The following is a 21,396-nucleotide window of genomic DNA, read 5'->3' on the forward strand; positions in this document are numbered from 1 at the left end:
GTCGGTGACGTGCCGGCTGGGGCCGATGGCGATACTGCGTTGGCTGGCGTCACCTTGGTAGGCGTAAGCGGGGGTGTCGGTAAATGCGGCTTGGTCGGTTTTGTACCCGGAAAAAATATATTCGCCGTTGGCATTTTTGGTATTGGCGATGCTTAACAATTGCTTGTTCAGTTCGTCGATTTCCATTGCTATTTGTTGGCGGTTGGTGGCGGTATTGCTGTCGTTCAGGCCTTGCACGGTCAATTCCCTGATCCTATGCAATACACTGCCGGCATTGTCCAGTGCGGACTCTTCCAGGTCGAGTCTTTGCCGCGCCGCGCCGATATTGACTTGGTATTGCTGATTTTCCTTAATATTGTGATTCAGGTCGATCATGCTGGTGGCGGCCACCGCATTTTCGGCGGGACTCAGGTATTTCTTACCGGAGGATAGTTTTAGCTGAGTCTCGCTGAGTTTGGATTGCTGATCCAACATCGCATTCAGGCCGAGCTGATTATTCCATGAGGTTGAAATGCGCATAATAATCTCCTAGCGGAATGCCCCGATCAGGGTGTCGAACAATGAATTAGCCACCGAAACGGCTTTGGCAGCCGCCTGATACGAATTTTGAAAATTGATGAGATTTGCCGCTTCTTCGTCCAGGTTGACGCCGGATACACTCTCCTTGGCGCTGGTAGCCTGCTTGAGCAGGGTTTCCTGCGCGGTGCGGCCAACTGAAGCGGCATGGGTTTGCGAACCGACATCAGAGATCATCTGCCCGTACACTTGGGTAAAGCTGGCTTTGCCGCCGAACATTTTTGCCTGGGTTTCCAGATTAGCCAATTTCAGTGCATTACTGTTGTCGCCGGGTAGGCCGGTGGCGCTGGCGGCCGCGATTTGTCTTGGGTTGGTGATGGCCGAGTTAAGTTTGATTTTGGCGGCGGCGTTAAAGTTGGGACTGATTTGGAAGGAGTCGCCAATGGTCAGCGAACCGCCGCTAAAACTGATACTAAAACCGTTAGTTGCGGCGGTGGTCGCCAGGGTGGCGGCGCTTAAGCCGGCAGTCGTGGTATTGTCGCTTAAATTGGTTAAGCTGAACGTGGCCGCCGGCACGGTCGCAGTAACGTCCAGCCGATAGGAAGCGCCCAGGCCGGATGCCGATGTCGGTGCCACAAACGCGCTGGAAACCACCAAACTGCTGTCGCTGACTGTGGCTTTGACTTGCGGAGTCGGCGAATTCAAATCAAAAAACGCCACATTGGTTGTGCCGTTGATGTCGTAGCCGGCTTTATGGATGTTGTTAAATTCGGTGGCCAAACCGGTTGCCAGCAAACCCAGTTGTTGTTGTGCGGGGTCCAGTACTTGATCTCTAAAACGCAGATTGCCGGAGAGTTCGCCGCCGGACAGCTGTTTGGAAATATCCTGACCATTCAGCATGATCAACTTTTGATTGACATCGTTACTGTCGCCGACCACGGACAGCGTGGAAGCCGCGCTACCCAGCACCAAAGGTTGGCCCTTACCGATAAACACGTTGTATGAGCCGTCGGCCTGGCTGATATAAGTAACGTCGGCTTTTTCGGCAATTTTGGTCAGCAATAGATCGCGTTGATCCATTAGCTCATTGGGTAATTGCTTGCCGGACGAGCGGCCTATGTCCGAGACGATCTTCACATTCAGTTCGGCCAGGGTTTTGGCAAAGCCATTCAGCTCCTGCACCGAGCTGGTCACATTATCGTTAACGCGTTTGCGTAAGTCGCTGAAGCGGGCGCTCATGGTGTTGAACTGCTGGGTCAGCGATTCGGCTTCGGTCAGCATCACCTGGCGGGCTGCCACCGAGCTGGGGTCGTTGGCGACGCTGTCTATCGCATCGAAAAAGCTTTTCATGGCCGGCGCCAGACCGGTGGTTTCGTCGGCGGTGATGTTGTCGATTTGCGACGACAAGGTGTAAAAACTGTCTATATCGTGAAACGTGGCGGTGCTGGAACGGACTTGATTACTGATGAACTGGTCGTAGCTGCGGGTAATGTTGGCAACTTCGACGCCGTTGCCCATATAGCCGTTGCCGGTAAATTGCTCGGGGCGCGTGGCCAGTTCGACGCGTTGCCGGCTATAGCCTTCGGTGTTGGCGTTACTGATATTGTTGCTGGTGGTTTCCAGCGAGCGCTGGAATGCGGTCAGTCCCGATAATGCATTGCCGAGTATGCCAATGGCCATGTTCGCCTCCTAACCCGCGCTTTTTAGAGCTGCTACCTGGGCCGCGGTTTGGCTGTGGTAGATCGTCATGACTTTTTCGGCATACCGCGGATCGGTGGCATAACCGGCTTGTTGTAGTTCGTGTAAATAATGTCCGGCGTTGCCGGCTTTCTTCAAGGCTTCGCTGTAACGCGGATTGGTTTTGATAAAGTTCACGTAATCGTCGAAGCTGTCTTTGTAGGACTCGTAAGCGCGGAAGCCGGCCATTTCTTTTTTGGCCACACCACCGGCATATTCCAGTGTCATGGTTTTGGCTTGTTTGCCTTGCCAGGACCTATCAGCTTTGATATTGAACAAGTTAAAGCTGTTATCGCCTTGGGCATTTTTCACCATGCCTTGGCCCCAGCCGGTTTCCAGTGCCGCTTGAGCCAACAACACGTTGGGATCCACTCCCAGACTGCGCGCGGCTTGTTCGGCATGCGGCCGTAGTTGGTTCACGAACTCGTCCCTGGAAGTCAGCGGCCGATCACTATCGTTGCGCACTTTATCGTCCAGGGTTTGCCATTGGTCGGCCAGGACTTTCTGGCTACGTTCCAGGCGGGCCAAGCTGCGCTCCAGGCTACTTAAGCCAGAGGCATCCAACGGCATTTGCTCTTCGGTTTCCTCGCCGGTCCGCAGCGACTGGTGATTGTCGGGGTTAGTGCTGGCGCCGGTGCCGGCCGCGCGATTCAAGAAATCGTTAGCGGACAGTTGTTCGTCTTTTTCTTCGTCCTTGTTTTGTTTGGGCGACAATTGTTGGGCAATTAAATCGGCAAAACCGATGCCGGGTTTGCCGGCCAGATGCACGGACATTTGTTGGTCGTACATGTCTTGATAAAACTGGGTTTGCTGGCTGTCCAATATGCCGTCGGCCAATTTAGCTTGACGCATGTTTTTCATGACCATGCCTAGAAACACCGACTCGAATTGTTTGGCGACTTCCTTGATCGCCTCGGGCGATTGCTCGCGGGCGCCTTGTTTAAGTTTCGCCAGGCCGTTGAAGTCGGTATACACCGAAGCACTGTCTACGTTTAACATGGGAATCTCCAATAAATCATGCAATCAACTGCTTTGTTGCGTTCTTTAAATCACTATCAACTCGGCTCTAAGCGCGCCGGCGGATTTCAATGCTTCCAAAATGGCCACCAAGTCGCTTGGGCCGGCGCCGACACCGTTTACCGCTTGGACGATCTCGTCTAGCGACACGCCGGGGTTGAAGACAAACATGTGGTTTTTATCTTCATTTACCGAGACGTTGGATTGCGGTGTTACTACGGTACTGCCGCCCGATAATGGATTGGGTTGGCTGACTTGTGGATTCTCGCTGATGGTCACGGTCAAGCTGCCATGAGAAACCGCTGCCGGTTGTACTCTGACTTTGCTGTTGATAATGACCGTACCAGTGCGGGAATTGACAATCACTTTCGCTGGGGCATCGTCGGGCGCCAATTCCAGGTTTTCGATCACCGAGGCAAAGCCCACCCGTTGGTTGGGGTTAACCGGTGCTCTGACGCTGACCGAGGTGGCATCGACGGCTTGCGCGGTTTCGGCGCCCAGCGCCTTGTTGATGGAGTCTGCCATGCGCTGTGCGGTGGTGAAATCCGAGGAATTCAAATTAAAAACCAGGTCAGCGCTTTGATCGAATGAGCTAGGTACGATGCGTTCCACCGTGGCGCCGTTAGGCACTCGGCCCACCAGCGGGTTATTGACGGTAATTTTCGAACCGTCCTGGCCGCTGGCGCTGAGGCCACCCACCACTAAATTGCCTTGCGCCACCGCGTAGACATTGCCGTCGGCACCGCGTAACGGACTCATCAACAGCGAGCCGCCGCGCAGACTTTTGGCGTCGCCTATAGACGATACAGTGACGTCAATTTTTTGACCGGGTTTGGCGAAAGCAGGCAGATCGGCGTGAACGCTGACCAGCGCGACGTTTTTGGATTTGGGGTCGGTATCGGGAGGTAAAGTGAGGCCCAGTTTGCCCATCATGCTGCGCAAGCTTTGGCCGGTAAATTTGGTTTTGTCGCCGGATTTATCCAGACCGGTGACCAGGCCGTAGCCCACCAATTGGTTGCTGCGCACGCCGGCGATAGAGGCAATGTCTTTGATACGTTCCGCCTGGGCGGCGTTCGCTAACAAAAGCATGGCGATTAGACATATTTTGTTCATTTGCATTCTCCGTCAGCTCAGGCTAGAAGGGAAACCATGGGCTGGACAATACTCTGGAAATCCAGCCGGGTTTGTTACTGTCTGCCAAGGCGCCGTCGCCGGTATACATGATGGTAGCGTCGGCCACTTTGCTGGAGGGCAGGGTGTTGGCGACATTGATGTCGATCGGACGCACGATGCCAGACAGGCGAATATATTCGCTGCCGTCGTTCAGCGTGACGCGTTTTTCGCCGCGTACGCGCAGATTGCCGTTCGGGAGTACGTCGACCACGGTGACACTGATGCCACCGGTCAATCGGTTACTTTGCCGGGCGTCGCCTTTGCCTTCGGTGCTGCGGTCCATGCTGTAGTCAATGGATGTTGCCAGATCGTGACCCAGCAGCGCGGAACTGGCTAAACCAAAAATCGTGGGGGCGCTGCCCGACGCTTGAATATCGCTGTTCTTGCTGGCTTTGGAGTTGGCTTGCTTGGTGGCGTTGGTGTTCTCGTCGAAGGTTACGGTCAAAATATCGCCAACCCGGCGCGCGGCATGATCTTCGAATAAGCGCATGTCGTAGCCGGCCTGGTAAATCGCGCCGTTGCTTTGTTGCGGTGGGCGCAGGTCGGCGGGTTGTACCGGAGCGAAGTCGGGGTCGCGTTTCGGCAAAGTATCGCAGCCAGCCATTAACGCGATTGCCGCTACCAGCAAAATTTTGCCGCCTGCTTGCCGTGTGATGAATTTGGTCATGAGCTTTGTCCTAAATTAAAGTTGTTGCGTGACAAAGGACAGCATTTGGTCGGTGGTGGAAATGGCTTTGGAGTTCATCTCGTAAGCGCGCTGGGTTTCTATCATGTTGACCAGTTCTTCCACGACGTTGACGTTCGAGGTTTCCAGGGAGCCTTGTATCAAAGTGCCCAGCTCGTTTTCGCCGGGCGCGCCGATGATCGGTGCGCCGCTGGCGACGGTTTCGCGGAACAGGTTGTCGCCAATCGGTTCCAAACCGGCGGTGTTGATGAAGTCGGCAATCTGAATCTGTCCTACCTGATTGGCTGCCGCGGCGCCCGGTTGGGTTACCGAGACCGTGCCGTCCTGGCCGACCGTGACGCTCAACGCGTCCTGCGGAATGGTGATGGCCGGTTCCAGCGGCATGCCGTTGGAGGTGACCACCTGACCGGTCGAATCCATTTTGAACGAGCCGTCGCGGGTGTAATTGATGTCGCCGTTGGGCATTAAAATCTGCATAAACCCGCGTCCGCTTACCGCTATATCCAGCGAGTTGCCGGTTTGCAGAATATTGCCTTGGGTGTGCAGTTTTTCGGTAGCCACCGTGCGTACCCCGGTACCAAGCTGTAAGCCGGTAGGCAATTGGGTGTTTTGGGTGGACTGCGCGCCGGCCTGACGGACGTTTTGATACATCAAGTCGGCGAAAATAGGTCTGGCTTTCTTAAAGCCGGTGGTGTTGACGTTGGCCAGGTTATTGGAAATAACCGCCATGCGGGTTTGTTGGGCATCCAAACCGGATTTTGCGACCCATAATGCTCGTTCTGTCATGACAATCTCCTAATCTGACAATTTTTTGTCTTATCAGGAGTAAAGCAGAAACTATGCCACTTGCATCAACTTGGCGCTGGCGCCGGATGTGTCGTCGATGTTTTTCATGACTTTGGATTGCAATTCGAAGTTTCGAGAGAGTTCTATCATTTCCACCATTGCCGCCAAAGCATTGACGTTGCTGGATTCCAGCGAGCCTTGAATCAGCGTGACAGTGGCGTCTGGCGGGATGGCGCCGGCTTGCTTGGCGTGCATTAAGCCGTCTTCGCGTTTTTCCAGATTGGCCGGGTCAGGATTTACCAGTTTGATCCGCTCGACAATGACGCTGTTGGTGGCATTCACGCCTTGCGGGACGATGGAGATGGTGCCGTCGGTGCCGATTTCCATCTTTTGAGCGGGCGGAACGGTGATCGGTTCGCCGCCTTCGCCGAGCACCGAGAGTCCGGCGCCGTTTTGCAATAAGCCTTCGGGGGTTAGCCGAAGATCGCCGGCGCGGGTATAGGCTTCCTGGCCTTCTGCATTCCGCACCGCGATCCAGCCCTGGCCGTTGATCGCGACATCCAGGTCGCGGCCAGTGGTGTGGATGCTGCCGCTAGCCATGTTGGTACCGGGGCGTTCGGTCATCGAATAAACCCTTGAGGGGTAGCCGGGACCGAAAGCCGGCATCGCGCGGAATTGCTCGAAATCGGCTTTGAAGCCGGTGGTTTGAGCGTTGGCCAGATTATTGGCGTTGGCGCCTTGCGCCAGCAAGGTCTGCTTGGCGCCGTTCATCGCGATATAAAGGCTACGGTCCATGGCGGTTTCCTATGAATTACCGAATTTGCAGAATGGTTTGCATGATGCTGTTTTCCGTAGTGATGGTCTGGGCATTGGCTTGGTAATGCTGTTGGGCAACGATGAGATTGACCAGTTGCGCGGACAACTCGACATTCGAGCTTTCCAACGCGCCGGCCTGAATCTGACCAAAGTTATTCGCGCCGGCTTCACCGGGAATCGGTTCTCCGGAGTTGGCGCTTTGCCCCCAGGCGGTATCGCCGATTTTGGCCAAGCCGTTGGTATTGGCGAACCGAGTTAAAGCCACTTTACCCATGGTTTGCGAGCCGCCGTTACTGAAACGGGCAAAGATTACCCCTTCATCGTCAATATCAATGCCCGTCAAGCGTCCGGCCGGTAAGCCGTTTTGCGTCATCGTATTCACGCTGAATTTTTCCTGAACCTGGGTGGAGCCGAAGAAGTCCATGGTACCCACCTTAACCGGCGCCGCGCCGGTTGCCGGCAATATGGTGTAGTCACTCAGGGCGAACCGACCAGATACCGGGGTTTGTAATTTACCGGAGGAGTCAAAAGTCATCACAGCCGGTGTCGGCAGTGTAGTCGTGGTGGCCGGTGCGGCAACTGCTGTGCCGTAGGTGCCGGCATTGATCGAGGTTCTGGCTGTCGGTGTCGCCGGTTCGGCCATATAGTGATAAACGCTCCAATCCGTAGTAGAGGCTGTCGAGGCGCCTTTTACATAGTATGTAGTCAGAATATGCGGTGAGCCCAGCGAATCGTAAACGGTCACTGACGTTTGCGAGTTGTAGGAGTTGTTATTGGTCGGATCGAACGGCGTGACGCTGGGAACTGTTTCGTTGGCGTTGAGATTCACAGCCAGCGATACGGTGTCTGTGGCGCTGGGCAGGCCGGTGAGGGTATTGATCTGAACCGGTTGTGTTACCCCGGTGCTGAAACCGTCCGCGACGGCAGTGCCGTTGGGTTTGTAGACCATCAGCGATTTGCCCTGATTGTTGACCAGATAGCCGTCCTTATCCAGTTTGAATTCGCCGGAGCGCGTATAAGTAATGTCATTGGTTTCTGTTGGGCTTTTGGCCATGGTGAAGAAGCCTTCGCCGCTGATCGCCAAATCCAGATTGTTGTCGGTGAACGACAAACTGCCTTGATTGAATTGCTGGGCAACGTTGGCAACTCTGACGCCAGCGCCGGCCGTGGTGTTGCTGACGCCGCCCAGGCTGGACGCATAAACGTCTGCGAATTCCGAGCGTGACTTTTTAAAGCCCACAGTGTTGGCGTTGGCAATATTGTTGCCGGTCACGGCCAGGTTGTTGGATGCGGCGTTTAAACCGCTTAATGCTGTTGTAAAAGCCATGATGCCTTCTCCTTCACAAGATTTGTTTAATTTGACTGAATTTTACGGTGCCGACGCCGTCGAGGTTGACTTGCAGACCGCCGCTGCCGCCGCCCATCGTCACGCTTTTCACCAGCGATTTAATGTTGGTGGCCAATACCGTATTGACGCCGTCAATTTTGGCTTCAGCTTGAATTTTGTAGACGCCCGGATCGGCGAGTTGCGTGTTGCTATCCTTGCCGTCCCATTCGAAGGTGGTAGTGCCGGCCGCTTGTGCGCCCATATCGATTTCTCTAACGATGGCGCCAGTCTGCGGGTTTATGATCTTCACACTGACATTCGGCGAACTGCTGGGCATTTCGAAGTCGCCGGATACCGTGCCGCCGGCGCCAAGCAATGCTTCCTTAGCGGGCGCCGAAACATGGCGGCCAACCAAGCCGGCGGCTTGCAGGGCTTGGTCGGAGCTGAGCGAGCTGGCGAAATCCTTGAATGAAGCCTGGAGATCCTGAATGCCGGATACCGTGCTGAACTGGGCCATTTGGCCGAGAAATTCGCCGTTGTCCATGGGCTTCATCGGGTCCTGATGGGTCATTTGCGTGGTCAGCAGTTTCAGAAACTGATCTTGCCCCAAGGTTTGTTTTTGCACGCCTTTTGCCGTGCCGGAACCGGTAGTGGCTAAGCCGAGGCTATTAAATGTATCGATTGCGCTGGTCATAAATGCCTCACTGTCCCATTTTCAGGGTTTGCAGAATCAGGTTTTTAGCGGTGTTCAACACCTCTACATTGTTCTCGTAAGAGCGGGAAGCGGACATCATATTGGCCATTTCTTCCACGGTGTTTACGTTGGATTTATAGATGTAGCCGGTGGCGTCCGCCAGCGGATGATTGGGGGCGTACTCCATCACCGGCGGCGCCTGGTTTTCGACGACGCCGAGTACGTTGACGCCGCTGGTGGTGCTGTTCTTGTCCATCGCGTTTTTCAGTTCGGCGGCAAACACGGGTTGACGGGATTTGTAGACCTGGTCGATGCTGCTGCTGACGCTGCTGGCATTGGAAATATTGCTGGCTACCAGATTTAATCTGAGGTTTTGCGCGTTCATGCCGCTGCCGGCGACGTCGAAGATGCGAAATGAAGACATGGTTATTCTCCTTTGATGGCCGACATCAGGCCGGAAAACTTATTGTTGATAAAGCGCAAGCTGGCTTCGTACTGCACGGCGTTTTCCGCGTATTTGGCTTGCTCGATGTGCGACTCGACGGTATTACCGTCCAGCGAAGCTTGTTGCGGATTGCGATAGAGCAGGTCGGCGCCGAGTACATTATTGTGACTAGGCAGATGGCCTTGCTGGCTGCGCTTCAGTTCCGAGCCGTCTCCGGCCAGGGCTTGTTGAAACACCGATTTAAAGTCCAGGTCACGGGCTTTGTAATCGGGCGTGTCGGCGTTGGCCAGGTTTGAAGCCAAAATCTCGCTGCGCTTTTCGCGCAACGCTAACGCTTGCGGATGTATGCCTAAGGCACTGTCGAAATTAATAGCCATAATTGCCACCTTTGGGTTTTTTAAACCTAAAAGCAGTATATGTGCCATAAAATAAATATGCTTTTATTTCATTTGTATAGCAATTTGAATGGCTGACGAGAGTGTCAAAAAACAGTGTTTCAGGCGTGGCGGCAAAATGCTGCCGCTTGCTTAAGTCGTCAATAAACTGGCGAGAGGATTAACCGACTTTTTTGAAGTAGCTGGTTAAGCCGGAGCGAACCAATTCAAAGCTGTCCAAACCTATCGGCATCGCTTCGGTGCTGCTGAGGAACAGATAGCCGCCCGGTTCGAGGCTGTCGGCCATGCGGGTGAGAATGTCGCGTTTGACTTGATCGGAGAAATAGATCAACACGTTGCGGCAGAAGATCAGGTCAAAACGGCCCAAGGCAGTGAACGATTTGAGCAGATTGAATTGTTGAAAACGCACGAGCTGGCTGACTTCGGGGCTAAGTAAGTAACCGTCGTAATTTTTGTGAAAATATCGCGCTTTTGCCGCGCTATCCATGCCACGCGACAGCGCGGCTTCCGAATAAACTGCTCTCTTGGCTTCCTCGAGAATAGCTTCGGAGATGTCCGTGCCGATAATTTGCAGAGAGCGTGATTTTGTAGAAGCTTTGATGGCTTCCAGGGCGCAGATGGCTATCGAGTAGGGTTCCTGGCCGGATGAGCAAGCGGCGGACCAAACTCTGACGTTGCCGTTTTTGCTATTCAGCAAGCCGGGTAAGACTTTGTCTTTGAGTTCGACGAATTGCCGTTCGTCGCGAAACCAGAAGGTCTCGTTGGTGGTCATCGCGTCGACTACGGCGCTTTTGATTTTTTGCGCGGAAAATGCAGCGGATTGCAGGCTGTTGGCCAGTTCGGCGAAGCTTGAGAATTCAAATTTGCCCATCAAGGGCAACAATCTGCTTTTTACCAAGTATTGTTTGCTGTCACCCAACTCAATGCCGCAACTTTGGCTGAGGAACTGTTGTATGGCTTGATACTCCGCGGCGGAAATGTCGATAATTTTACCCGCCGGACTACCCGGTTCAGCCTGGTTCAACATATCTGAGTTTTGAGGGCAGGCGGCGCGGTGGGTGTTGGTCAGGAATGGGCGGCATGATAAAGTTTGAGCTGATGCTGAATGGAATTCATCAATGAGTCCGGATCAAACTTTGCCAGAAATTCGTTAGCGCCAACTTTTTGGACCATTGACGTATTAAACACGCCGCTTAATGAAGTATGTAAAATCAAATAGATTTTCTTCATGTTGGGGTCGGCTTTGATTTTGGTGGCCAGCGTGTAGCCGTCCATGCGCGGCATTTCCACGTCGGAAATAATCATCGAGTATTTGTCCTGAATATCGATGCCGTCCGCCACCAACGCGTTTAAATGATCCCAGGCTTCTTGGCCGTCTTTTAACAGCGTGCACTCAATGCCGATTTGTTGGCAGACGCGTTTAACCTGGTTTCTGGCTACCGATGAATCGTCCACCACCAGGATGTGATCATTTTTGCTGGTTACTTCCATGTCGATGACTTCCGCGGAAGCTTCTTCGCGGCCGCCGATGACTTCTTTCATCACTTTTTCGACGTCAATCACTTCTATCAACTCGCCGTCGATTTCAGTCACTGCGGTTAGATAGCTTTCTTTACCGGTGCCGGTGGGTGGGGCTTTTACTTGTTCCCAGCCGATGTTAATGATCCGGTCTACCGAGCCGACCAGAAAGCCTTGAATGGAACGGTTGTATTCTGTGACGATGACGTAACAGCCGGCGTCGCGCACCAATGGTCTCATGCCGATAGCCATCGATAAATCCAGCACGGGAATGGTCTTGCCGCGCAGGTGGGCAACGCCGCAAATCACCGAATGTGAATTGGGAATTTGAGTTAAGGGTGGGCATTGAATCACCTCCTGAACTTTGAAAACATTAATTCCAAATCGTTGTTTACTAACAAGTTTAAACAACAAGAGTTCGAATCTGTTGTGCCCCGCCAGTTTGGTGCGCTGATCGACTCCGTCTAAGACTCCGGCCATAAAACCCCCTGAAATATGCTGCTTGCAATTATAGACACTTTGCTTTTTTTTACTTTATAAAATTACTGGTATGTTTCGTGCTTTATCCTTGCAAAAGTCAAAAAAATGGCGACTGCAATGAAGATCAAAAATTTGAGAGTGATTTTGCTGTTGGTTTGCGAAACAACGTTAGCGGGACCGATGCAATCGGTGCCGTTAATACAGGATGCCGTTAGCCAGTACATCAACACCAATCTCGCTCCTGGTGGCAAGTATGAAATTGGCGGTGCGCAAATCGATCCGCGTTTGCAATTGCCGCAGTGCGAGCAACCATTGCAAGTATTTACCCAATCCGGTGAGATAAAGCCGGGCAGGAATACGGTGGGAGTGCGTTGCCAGGGCGAAAAGGGCTGGACGATTTACAGCATGGTGTCGGTAAGGTCGTTTAAAGACGTATTGGTCCTGAATCGATCATTACAGCGCAGTGATGTGATTCGTGCCGAGTATTTGAGTGCGGAAACCCGCGATATCGGCTTGTTGCAACAGGGCTATCTGACCGAGCTGGATGACGTCGTCGATAAGCAGGCGGTACGCAATATTCCCGCCGGCAGCGTGTTAAGCAAGTTGCATGTTACCGAGTTGACATTGGTCAAGCGGGGCGAGCGGGTAAATATTCAATCAGGCAAGGCCGGAGTAATGATTAGCGCGGTTGGCACGGCGATGGCTGATGGCGCCAAAGGTCAGAAAATCAATGTAAAAAACCTGTCTTCGCAACGCGTAATCCAGGCGACCGTGGTCGATTCCGGGCAGGTATCGGTTTATTTTTGATAAAGCATTAAAGGAATTTATGATGATGCCGCTAAATGCTACAGATAAAACTAATTTAGGAATTCCGTCATGGCTATCGACCCTATCACCAGCAAATCTGTTAGCACACCGCTACCGGCAAAATCAGCGGTTAAGGACTCGGCCGAGTTTAAAGAGAAGCCCGTCACCGGTGCCTCCACGGACACAGTCAACATCACCGCGACCGCTCTGGACATTAAATCGGCCACAGCTTCAAGCGCTGCCGCCTCCGTGGTGAACGAAGACCGTGTGGCGGCCATAAAAGCCGCTGTGCAGGACGGCAGCTATCAAGTTAACGCCGAGCGCGTTGCCGAGAAAATGTTGCAATTTGAAGGTCAACTAAGCAATAGCACATAACGTCATGATAGAGAAAACTTACCAAATCACCGAGAAACTACTAAATAACGGTTTAAAAGCGACGCAAAGTTTGCTGGAGCTACTAAACGCCGAAGCCGCAAGCCTGAAGCAAAAAACCGATGCGGATGCCATTTCGGCAATCGCTATGCACAAAAAGGATCTGGTTACGCAGCTTGAGCAATTTACCAAGCAATTAGGCCAGGTGCTCGCCACCGAGCAATTGGTGGTGAGTAACGATGGCATCAAAGCCTATCTTGTCAAAGCCAAAGCCGCTGGCATCAATATTTCCGAATCCTGGAATTATTGGAATCACATCGTCAGACTCTCCCAAACCTGCCGCGCAATCAACGAACAGAACGGTGCCAGCATCGCGTTATTGAGTCGACATACGCAAAGATCACTGCAAATCTTAAGAGGTAAGTCGCCGTTAGCCGCTACCTACGGGCCTGATGGCGTCACCCGCAACGAGCTGTTTTCGCATACATTAATTTCGGTGTAGACTGAGCGACGAATAACCAGACAGGTCGCTCATATGCTGCGAAAACTCAAGCATTTATTTTCAAAACCGTTGCCACCGGAGCCCGCTCAAGATGACGATGACGAGCTATTAAGTTTTGAGAACCCCAACTTTATTACCGATACGGACAAGATAGCTAAGTTACTGGGTGAAATTGAAAATAGTTCGCCGCTATGTACCGTTCAGGTGGAGGGCGAGGACTTTAGTTCCTCTATACTCGCAGTCAAACTGGATAAGAAAGTCATTATTCTCGACGAGCTGATGCCTAAACACGGTAACGATTTTTTGTTGCTCAGCCGCTCGTTGAAACTCTCTACCTTTCATAAGGGTATCCATTTATCGTTTAATCTGACGGGAATCGAAGTCGGTCATTCACGAGGCATCAATTACTACAAAGCCCCCTTTCCTGATCGGGTGTTTTATCCCCAGCGGCGGCGCACCCCGCGTCTGGAAATAAGCAGTATCGATATTCCGTTTTCCGGTGTTGTGCAACGCACAGGTATTTCGGTCGGAGGTAGTCTGTTCGATTTATCCAGAGGCGGAGCGGGTATTACCGTTCCCGTTAACAGAGCGCGGGTGCAGCGCGGCGATACCGTCAAAAACTGTCAAATTACTTTTGAAGATTACGTAATGGATTTTGATCTGTCCGTGCGCTTTGTAAAGCCGGTGTCGGCGTCATCAGCCAAAGTGCAAATCGGCGGACTATTCGAAAATTTGTCTTCAAAAAGCCAATCCAAGCTGTCCTATTTCATCACGTCGCTTGAACGCGTAGAGATTAGAAAACAGAAAGCTTAGCCTTTTGCCCTGTGGTAAAATTTCAACCCAGGTCCCGGTAGCTCAGCAGGATAGAGCGGTCCCCTCCTAAGGGACAGGTCGGACGTTCGAATCGTCTCCGGGACGCCATAAAAGCTATTACAGACTGCTTCCTTGGCTGAACAACACCCTTGCTCGGCGCACCAAATGCCTGCTTGAAATCAGGGACTGAGGCGTAGCGTTTATACAAATCCAATTCCCGCTTGCGTTCGATGCTGATCGTATTCTGAATCAGTTTCTCCAATGCAGCTGCCGATTCTGCGCATCAGGACTGTCTTCCGCCTGCGCCTTATAATCGGCATGATCCATGACATGCTTGGCGATCTTAATGAACTTCACCCGCAGCTCTTCCGGGGTAGCTTTCCAGCCGGCAAAGTAACGTTCGTTAAAGGCTTTGATGATTTTGTCCAGCGGATTTTTATCGCTGCCGCCCGTGTGAGAACCGCGCAGAATAGGATTTGCGGGTCCAATTCGGTTTCACTGTCGTCCAGGCCAATCTGCACATTCAGCTTGAAACGCTCCAGGCCACGACAATCCCTTTGACGTGGTCGGAAAAGCCGTTCAGGCAGTTCTTTAAATTAGCTTCCAGTTGCGAATGGTTGCCGAGCAGGATTCTCAGGGTAAAGCGGGAGGTGTTGTAAAACACATAGCCCGAGGCATCGCGCAAGCCAATCGGATCGAGATCGGCCATGCCGGTGTCTTCGCGTTGGGCACTCACTTCTTCGAGCGCAGCTTTTTTGCTTGGCTCTAGCAGGCAATCGAGGCGGCGCAAGACAAACATCGGCAAGATGACGTCGCGATATTTCCCGCGCACAAGTACGTCCCTAAGGTAGTCGTCGGCAATAGACCATATAAAACTGACGATTTTGTTTTGGGTAGAGTGGTCCATGTTCGATTTGGTGGTGATGCTGTTGTCCAGCTGGCTAGACCTTCCGGGAACAAAATAAAGTGGCATGATACCTGTGCATGCATACTAAGCGAACCTCGTAACAAGGGAGAGTATTGGTGGAAGGTTTCTTACCCACCAGCCCTAGGTTTCCGCCAACAGAGGGGGCATCTACCATGTTGAGTTTTTGTTAATCCGCGAGTTGTGGACTTCATGTCCTGAAGGCTTTAATCAAAACTTAATCTTTTGTTAATAAAGGATTAAGTTGCCGGTTGTAGAATCTCCGCATAACCAATTTCCTAGTACAGTTTTTAGTCTTGAACAACCGATTTGTCGGACAGATGCACGACTCTTCAAAGAGTTAAATGTGGTTTCTGTTATAGCAATGGGGTGTGGCGCATTACGCTGCGCGGTAGAGTCGGAAGCGATTTATGTCAGGCAGTGGAGCTCGCATTGAGTTGTTTGTGACGGTTGAAATATGGATAAGTCTCGGGAGAAACCGGAGTAAAGATTCGCGGTAATGCGTGAAACAGTGCGCTGCGACGATACGTTCTAGGTAGCCGAGGGTGGTTATTCAAGTAGTTGGGTAAAAAGCGTCGTTTCAGTAAATTCGTTTGAATATATCAATTCATCTATTGAACTTGATCTCTGTTTCAGGGATTAACCATTTTGAGCTATTGCCTTGCGGTTAACGAATGTTCGGCAATAGATGCTTACGAGAGTTAAAGACTCGTTGTAAGCAGACAGAACTCTGCTAAAGCCGATGTCGCTCTGCGATATCGGCTTCGGAGTATAAGGTGGCTAAAGGATAGCCGTTTGTTAACGTTAGTAAAAATGGAGAACAATCCATGAAAACGCTTTTATCTTTAAAACTTTGGCTTGCTGTTTGCCTGCTTGCCGTTTCGACTGCAAGTTCGGCAGGCGTCATTTGGGAATCGACTTCAGGGGATAGCGAGTTTTTCGCTCCTGGTTTCCTATTTCCCTCAGGAGAGACCTTCGGTATCTTTTCTGAAGGAGCTAGTTTGGCCAGTGCTACACCTTTGGAAACCTTTACCGGTTTTAAAAGTTACGCATCCGCCAGTCCTTTTAAGTTGGCTCTTTGGACTACAAGCGGTTGGATCAGCGAATCCGGTAGTCTTGCATTAGCGGGTGATGATTACCTGTTAAGCTTTCTTAAACCTGGCTTGCTGACGAACAACTTGGTGTTACTGTATGGCGTCGATATTCAAGCAGCTGCCAATCAAAACCCTGTCTCAGGCGTACCTCTCCCTGCCTCTGTATGGTTTATGACTAGTGCTATGTTGGGTTTTTTGTATATCGGTCGTCGTAAACAGGTCGTTTAAACCCAAGTTGTCATTGGGCTTTTAGGCCGGTTGGAGTCTAGTACTCCATCCGGTTTTTTTATGCCTACTGAAAATTCCAGGCCGGTCTGCCAGAAGCGTTTTAAAAATGCTGTGCGCTAATCCGGCAATATATTTCACTACAGGAAAATCTTTTTTAGCGAACTTCCAACGATACGATTCTTCCCGCTCTCGCGAAATCGGGTACCCCAGTGAAATCAAACCGAATGTATCGGGGCACGGGTTTTTATAGGATTTATCTTGCTGTGGCAGGCCATAATAGGCGATGTGAAGATTCTCCTAGGTAAGGCTATGGCAAAAATACTAGTGATCGGTTGTGGTGATATTGGCTATCAGGTGGCTTTAAGCTTGCATCAGCAGGGGCATCAGGTAACTGGGCTGAAGCGCAGCGCGCCGGCTATCTCAACTCCGTTTCCGATTTTTATTGCCGATATAAGATCGGCCTCGTCATTGGTATCCTTGCCAAGCAGTTTTGATGCGGTGATATTTATAGTGGCTCCCGATAGCCGACAGGCCGAAGAGTATCAGACTCTGTACGATGTCGGTCTGAGCAATTTGTTGGCGCATTTTGCGGCGGCTGAACAGCCACCGAGTTGGTTGATGGTATCTTCAACCAGTGTTTACGAGCAGAATCGCGGTGAATGGGTCGATGAAACCAGCATGGCTGAGCCGGTTGGCGCGACTAGCCGATGGCTGGCGGCGGCGGAGAAACGGTTGTGGGCTGCGAGTGATCGCAATTGCGTCGTGCGTTTTTCCGGTATTTACGGGCCGGGTCGTGATTGGTTGGTACGCAGAGCGGAGCGAGGGGAGGGTATCCAGCAACAACCGCCCAGTTATACCAACCGCATTCACGCCGAGGATTGTGTGGCGGTTTTGTTATTTTTACTGGAAAAACAACTCGCCGGTTTAGCCTTGGAGCCTTGTTATTTGGCGAGCGACGACGAGCCGGCGCCGCTTTGGGATGTGATGAGTTGGTTGTCCGCACAATTTGCTTGTCCTCACCCTTTGCCGTTGTCAGCCGCTCCAGATGCCCCGCAAAACAAACGCTGCCGCAACACCCGACTCAAGGCTTTGGGTTACCGCTTTTTGTACCCTAGTTATAGGGACGGTTATGCAACCGTTACCCCGTTGCTGGGGGAGGATGGCTGAGATCAACACCTTGTAAAGCCCATGCTATGCAAGTTTATTGCCCTTAAATTCCCTGGATTCATCATGCCCGCGAAGGCGGGAGCCGTTAGACAGCGAAGAATTCAGCATAGCCGATGGACTCCCGCTTTCGCGGGAGCGACGGTATTTACGGGCCGGGTTAATAGGCGAGAGCTATAGGTATTGTTTTTGCCGCTTATTCGCCACGCCGCGCTTTGTCGCGTTCACTATTGCGGCTTGTTGCAAGAACGCCGGTGGGCTTTTTTCGCCGCTTCTTCGATAGTCCTGATCTAAAGCGGCCATTGCATCGGGTGCTGGCACAAGCAGTGTGTCGGTCATGACGGAATAGGTTAATTCGAACAAGCGCTTCAAAGCAATTTGCCAGGTACTGTCCGTTAAGGCGTATAGCGCATCGCTGAATTGCAAAAAGCGGACGAACGGTTGATCGGCGACAATTAATGGTAAGGTCGCGGCAAAACGGCCTGAGTTACCGATCAAATCCCAAAAGCGGGCGAATCGTGTGATACGTTGCAAGTCGGTAAAGCCTATGTCGCGGGTGCAGAGAATGGCATAGGGCGGCTGTGGGTCATAACGTAGCTGGTATCCGTCATTGTGTCGGTTGATTGGCGCGCCGCGCAGACGTTTTAAAATCCCGACTTGAATTTCTTGGGGATTCAAAGCAAACAATTTATCGAAACTGGCGCCGAAGCCGGCAAGGGTGTCGCCAGGCAGACCGGCGATTAGATCGGCATGAATATGGGCGTTGGAATGCTGCCGGAGCCAGCTTAAATTGGCTTCGGTCTTTTGGTTATCCTGTTTGCGGCTGATCAGATGTTGAATGGCAGGATCGAAGGTTTGTACGCCCACTTCAAATTGCAGCACACCTGGCGGGAATTGGCTGATGGCCTGTTTCAAACGTTCAGGCAAGTTGTCCGGAATCACTTCAAAATGCAAATATAAATCCTCGCTCAAGCGTGCCAAAAAAAACTCGAGGATAGCGACGCTGTTGTCTACTTTTAGATTGAAAGTACGGTCGATGAATTTGAAATGTCGGGCGCCGCGCTGGTATAGAACCTCCATTTCGCGCAAAAAGCCGATTAAATTAAAAGGCTTGGCGGTGGTGTCCAGGGACGACAGGCAGAACTCGCATTTGAACGGGCAGCCGCGCGACGCTTCCACGTAGATAATTCGTTGACGGATGTCGGTATCGGTATAGTGTGGATATGGCGATGCCAAGGCGTCCAATGCGGCCATTTCGCTCAACACGATTTTTTCAGTTGGTTTAAGCCCCGACAGCAATTGTCGGCATAATTGCGGAAAGCTTATTTCGCCGTTGCCGGTGACGATATAGTCGGCCAATTCGGCAATGCTTGGTAAATCCGGCGGATGACTGACTTCTGGTCCGCCAAGTACGATGATAATTTCCGGTGCGACTTGTTTCAGGATGGCTACTACCGCGCTGATTTCCGCCACATTCCAGATATAAACACCAAGGCCGATAATCCGTGCCTGTTGTTGCAGGAGTTTTTCGGCAATTTCGATCGGGCGCTGCTGGATGCCGAATTCTAATAAGGCTGTGTCAGTTTGTAAGGTACCCATGTTGGCGTAGAGATAGCGTAAGCCAAAAGCAGTATGAATATATCGGGCGTTGAGAGTGGTGATAACGATGCTGGGCATGTCTGATGAAAGGCGGATTGCGTCTTGATTGGTTTAATACGCCAGCATAGCACCAATTTTGATGCTGGAAGCAGCCCGTGGCACGTCGGCAAGCGCAGGCGATATTGCAAACTGTTTCGGGAAGCGGCCTTGCGCTAAAAATGCTAGGCCGTATCAGGTCGGCAGGGTGAATTCTGTTGCCGGCTTTGGCGAGGTCTGCTTAGACCGGCGATAGTTGGGGGATAAAACGCTTGTGGTAATCAGCCTATGAAATAACTAAGCAGCAACCGATTTTTCCTAAAATACTGGATCTAACAATTCAAAAAAATCGGTTTGTAATCGATGCTTATTTAAGTTCGTCAAGTAAAGCCTGTGCGGCTTGCTGTTGTTGTTTTGAGCCTTTGGACAATACATCTTCGGCTATCAATTTTGCCGCCTCGGTATCGCCCATGTCGATATAAGCTTTCGCCAAATCGATTTTAGTTTCGAATTCGTCCATATCGGTCAAATCGGAAACTCCCAATTCAAACTCGTTGTTGTCCGTGGTACTGATTATTGGCGTGTCGAAGTCGAAGTTAAAATCGAACTCGCCGCTGGATTGCGCAGGCGTTTCCAAAGCTTTGTCTGAAGATTGCGCTGATTTAGGGGTAATATTGTCAAAATCGGAAAAATCGAATGTTTCCAGTTTCAACTGCGATTCTAAATTCAGCTCCGGTTCGACGCTTAGGCTATCGTCAGCGGATGTTTTGGGGCTAATACTGTCGAAGTCGAAATCGAAACTTTCTGCGTCCGGCAGGGCTTCTGCGCTTTTATCCGAAAGGTCTGAGGCGGTCTTTTTGATGTCATCGAAATCGCTAAAGTCGAATGACTCTAAAGCTGCTGGTGTCTCGGCTTTTGAGGCATCCGCCTTGGTTTTGTCGGCTGTTGCTTCGGGGTCGGCATTGTCAATATCGAAGTTAAAATCGAAACTCTCCAAAGCGTCCAGCGCACTAGGCGATTTTGTTTCTATGTCCTCGGCGCTGTCAGCAGGTCCGGATTCAGTATCTGCACCTATTCCTGCAAAATTGGTGAAATCCAGAGATTCCAGTTCCAAGGCAGCCGAATCCGCTTCGGCTTTTTCCGAGTCAGTATCTAGCGCAAAGTCGAAGTCGAACGATTCTATGTCGTCGTTGCCGGAAACCGCGATACTTTCAGTTGTTTCGGCACTATCCGCAGCAGATTTGGAAGCAGATGGCTGATCGAAATCTATACTTTCGATATTCGCATCAGCTTGCTTGTTTTGGTCCGGTGATTTAGCGCTGCCGCCGAAACTTCCCAAGTCAAAATCCAGTCCGTTATCTTCCAGCGCCAAATCCTTATCGATATCCAGATCCGACAAATCGTCGTCAAGCAACGCAAAGCTTTTATCTAAATCGATAATTTCCGTATCGGCCGCAGTGGAGCTCGCTACGCCCAAGCTAGTATCGCTTTTGCTGGTGGGGGCAGCGGTAGCGGCAAAACTGCCGCCAAACAAGGCTAAATCAGGTGCGATTTCTTTAGCCATGTCCGTGACTTTTTTCCAGAATGGCTTATCTGCTTGTTTACCGGCATCGGCTAGTTCTTGCGCATAACTGGCAAAACTGTCTTTGTTTTCACTGGCGTAATAGATTTCCAGCAGTTTCAGTTTGCACTCGTCGCGGTTAGGTTGTTCGCTTATAGCATGCCGGATCAGTTCCTCCGCTTGCTGGTAACGGCCATACGCCAAGTAAACGTCTGCTTCCGAGATGGGGTCGACTTCGTTTTGATCGGTATCGAAGGCATCGAAATCGCTAGGGGTAAAGTCGCTGATAAACGAACTTTCGCCTACAGTGCCGACGTCGTATTCGTCGGTACTGCTGATGTCCATAATTGGTACGGAAAGGCTACTTTCCGAATCGGGCAGCCGAATTTGGCTGGCCGAGGCGAACATGCTTTCGGTGTTGGTGCGCTCGTCGATTTTACGTTTGCGCCATAGTAACCAGCCCAGCAAGCCAAAAATGCCAGTGCCTAAGGTGCCAGCAACCCAGTAATAAGCGTCCGAGCCAAATAAGCCTTCGTCTTCCGCAGCAACCGGTGGAGGTGGCGGTGGGGTAAGCTTAGGCGCGGGCGGAACAATGGGTTTGGGCGCCGGTGGTGTCACGACGGCAGGTTCGGAAACCGGTGGTTGCGGCGTGGGCGTTACGGCCGGCGTTGGGGGCTCGGGGCTGACGACTGGCGGCTGAGGAGTC

The 21,396-nt window shown here is 51.7% G+C and carries 22 protein-coding genes and 1 tRNA gene; 7 read left to right on the plus strand and 16 right to left on the minus strand.

Annotated elements, in window-relative coordinates:
• From flgL to NP589_RS19315, 13 genes are all read right to left on the minus strand, one after another.
• On the minus strand, nucleotides 1-519 hold a 519-nt coding region (gene flgL, locus NP589_RS19255; protein ID WP_256608421.1), incomplete at its 3' end, for a flagellar hook-associated protein FlgL.
• Nucleotides 520-528: 9 nt separating this feature from the next.
• Nucleotides 529-2,196, minus strand: a complete 1,668-nt coding sequence (flgK, locus tag NP589_RS19260; RefSeq protein WP_256608422.1) for a flagellar hook-associated protein FlgK — start codon at nucleotides 2,194-2,196, stop codon at nucleotides 529-531.
• Between the two features lie 9 nt (nucleotides 2,197-2,205).
• On the minus strand, nucleotides 2,206-3,252 hold the full coding sequence (gene flgJ / locus NP589_RS19265) for a flagellar assembly peptidoglycan hydrolase FlgJ (RefSeq protein ID WP_256608423.1): 1,047 nt from the start codon (nucleotides 3,250-3,252) through the stop codon (nucleotides 2,206-2,208).
• A 45-nt stretch (nucleotides 3,253-3,297) separates the two neighbouring features.
• The gene (locus tag NP589_RS19270; RefSeq protein WP_064010040.1) at nucleotides 3,298-4,383 is read right to left on the minus strand and encodes a flagellar basal body P-ring protein FlgI; all 1,086 of its coding nucleotides are present in this window, start codon (nucleotides 4,381-4,383) and stop codon (nucleotides 3,298-3,300) included.
• Nucleotides 4,384-4,405: 22 nt separating this feature from the next.
• Nucleotides 4,406-5,110 (minus strand): flagellar basal body L-ring protein FlgH, encoded by a 705-nt coding sequence (gene flgH, locus NP589_RS19275; RefSeq protein WP_256608424.1) that lies wholly within the window; start codon nucleotides 5,108-5,110, stop codon nucleotides 4,406-4,408.
• A 15-nt stretch (nucleotides 5,111-5,125) separates the two neighbouring features.
• On the minus strand, nucleotides 5,126-5,914 hold the full coding sequence (gene flgG / locus NP589_RS19280; RefSeq protein WP_256608425.1) for a flagellar basal-body rod protein FlgG: 789 nt from the start codon (nucleotides 5,912-5,914) through the stop codon (nucleotides 5,126-5,128).
• Between the two features lie 51 nt (nucleotides 5,915-5,965).
• Complete coding sequence (flgF, locus tag NP589_RS19285; RefSeq protein WP_256608426.1) at nucleotides 5,966-6,709, minus strand: flagellar basal-body rod protein FlgF; 744 nt, start codon at nucleotides 6,707-6,709, stop codon at nucleotides 5,966-5,968.
• Between the two features lie 16 nt (nucleotides 6,710-6,725).
• Nucleotides 6,726-8,057, minus strand: coding sequence for a flagellar hook protein FlgE (gene flgE, locus NP589_RS19290; protein ID WP_256608427.1), 1,332 nt, complete (start codon nucleotides 8,055-8,057; stop codon nucleotides 6,726-6,728).
• Between the two features lie 13 nt (nucleotides 8,058-8,070).
• Complete coding sequence (locus NP589_RS19295) at nucleotides 8,071-8,751, minus strand: flagellar hook assembly protein FlgD (protein WP_256608428.1); 681 nt, start codon at nucleotides 8,749-8,751, stop codon at nucleotides 8,071-8,073.
• 7 nt (nucleotides 8,752-8,758) lie between these two features.
• Nucleotides 8,759-9,175 carry a flagellar basal body rod protein FlgC gene (flgC, locus tag NP589_RS19300; protein WP_020483239.1) on the minus strand — a complete coding sequence of 139 codons (417 nt, stop codon included), beginning with the start codon at nucleotides 9,173-9,175 and terminating at the stop codon, nucleotides 8,759-8,761.
• 2 nt (nucleotides 9,176-9,177) lie between these two features.
• Entirely contained in the window at nucleotides 9,178-9,573 is a 396-nt protein-coding gene (flgB, locus tag NP589_RS19305) for a flagellar basal body rod protein FlgB (RefSeq protein WP_026603424.1), read from the minus strand.
• 178 nt (nucleotides 9,574-9,751) lie between these two features.
• Nucleotides 9,752-10,618 (minus strand): CheR family methyltransferase, encoded by an 867-nt coding sequence (locus tag NP589_RS19310; protein WP_256608429.1) that lies wholly within the window; start codon nucleotides 10,616-10,618, stop codon nucleotides 9,752-9,754.
• A 38-nt stretch (nucleotides 10,619-10,656) separates the two neighbouring features.
• The gene (locus NP589_RS19315; RefSeq protein ID WP_064010035.1) at nucleotides 10,657-11,589 is read right to left on the minus strand and encodes a chemotaxis protein CheV; all 933 of its coding nucleotides are present in this window, start codon (nucleotides 11,587-11,589) and stop codon (nucleotides 10,657-10,659) included.
• 117 nt (nucleotides 11,590-11,706) lie between these two features.
• On the opposite strand from NP589_RS19315, the gene flgA reads away from it, so the two are divergent.
• The 5 genes from flgA (at nucleotide 11,707) to NP589_RS19340 (ending at nucleotide 14,191) form a co-directional block, all read left to right on the plus strand.
• Entirely contained in the window at nucleotides 11,707-12,396 is a 690-nt protein-coding gene (flgA, locus tag NP589_RS19320) for a flagellar basal body P-ring formation chaperone FlgA (protein WP_256608430.1), read from the plus strand.
• Between the two features lie 69 nt (nucleotides 12,397-12,465).
• Nucleotides 12,466-12,771, plus strand: coding sequence for a flagellar biosynthesis anti-sigma factor FlgM (gene flgM / locus NP589_RS19325; protein ID WP_256608431.1), 306 nt, complete (start codon nucleotides 12,466-12,468; stop codon nucleotides 12,769-12,771).
• 4 nt (nucleotides 12,772-12,775) lie between these two features.
• Nucleotides 12,776-13,270 (plus strand): flagella synthesis protein FlgN, encoded by a 495-nt coding sequence (locus NP589_RS19330; RefSeq protein ID WP_256608432.1) that lies wholly within the window; start codon nucleotides 12,776-12,778, stop codon nucleotides 13,268-13,270.
• 33 nt (nucleotides 13,271-13,303) lie between these two features.
• Complete coding sequence (locus tag NP589_RS19335) at nucleotides 13,304-14,083, plus strand: flagellar brake protein (protein ID WP_256608433.1); 780 nt, start codon at nucleotides 13,304-13,306, stop codon at nucleotides 14,081-14,083.
• Nucleotides 14,084-14,114: 31 nt separating this feature from the next.
• Nucleotides 14,115-14,191: transfer RNA gene (locus NP589_RS19340), tRNA-Arg, on the plus strand.
• Nucleotides 14,192-14,606: 415 nt separating this feature from the next.
• Here NP589_RS19340 and NP589_RS19345 read toward each other — a convergent pair.
• A complete protein-coding gene (locus NP589_RS19345) occupies nucleotides 14,607-14,990 on the minus strand; it encodes a type I restriction-modification system subunit M N-terminal domain-containing protein (RefSeq protein WP_256608434.1) in 384 nt (127 codons plus the stop codon).
• 845 nt (nucleotides 14,991-15,835) lie between these two features.
• Between NP589_RS19345 and NP589_RS19350 the strand changes: the two genes are divergently transcribed.
• Both NP589_RS19350 and NP589_RS19355 read left to right on the plus strand, forming a co-directional pair.
• A complete protein-coding gene (locus NP589_RS19350; protein WP_256608435.1) occupies nucleotides 15,836-16,330 on the plus strand; it encodes a hypothetical protein in 495 nt (164 codons plus the stop codon).
• A gap of 309 nt (nucleotides 16,331-16,639) precedes the next feature.
• Nucleotides 16,640-17,497: an SDR family oxidoreductase gene (locus NP589_RS19355; RefSeq protein ID WP_256608436.1), complete on the plus strand. Its 858-nt coding sequence runs from the start codon at nucleotides 16,640-16,642 to the stop codon at nucleotides 17,495-17,497.
• Nucleotides 17,498-17,668: 171 nt separating this feature from the next.
• On the opposite strand, the gene NP589_RS19360 is transcribed toward NP589_RS19355, so the two are convergent.
• Nucleotides 17,669-19,171, minus strand: coding sequence for a B12-binding domain-containing radical SAM protein (locus NP589_RS19360; protein WP_256608437.1), 1,503 nt, complete (start codon nucleotides 19,169-19,171; stop codon nucleotides 17,669-17,671).
• Nucleotides 19,172-19,496: 325 nt separating this feature from the next.
• Nucleotides 19,497-21,396, minus strand: a 1,900-nt coding sequence (locus tag NP589_RS19365; RefSeq protein WP_305891064.1) for a FimV/HubP family polar landmark protein, incomplete at its 5' end; no start/stop codon positions are given.

The sequence above is a fragment of the Methylomonas rosea genome (assembly GCF_024505055.1).
GTDB lineage: Bacteria > Pseudomonadota > Gammaproteobacteria > Methylococcales > Methylomonadaceae > Methylomonas > Methylomonas rosea.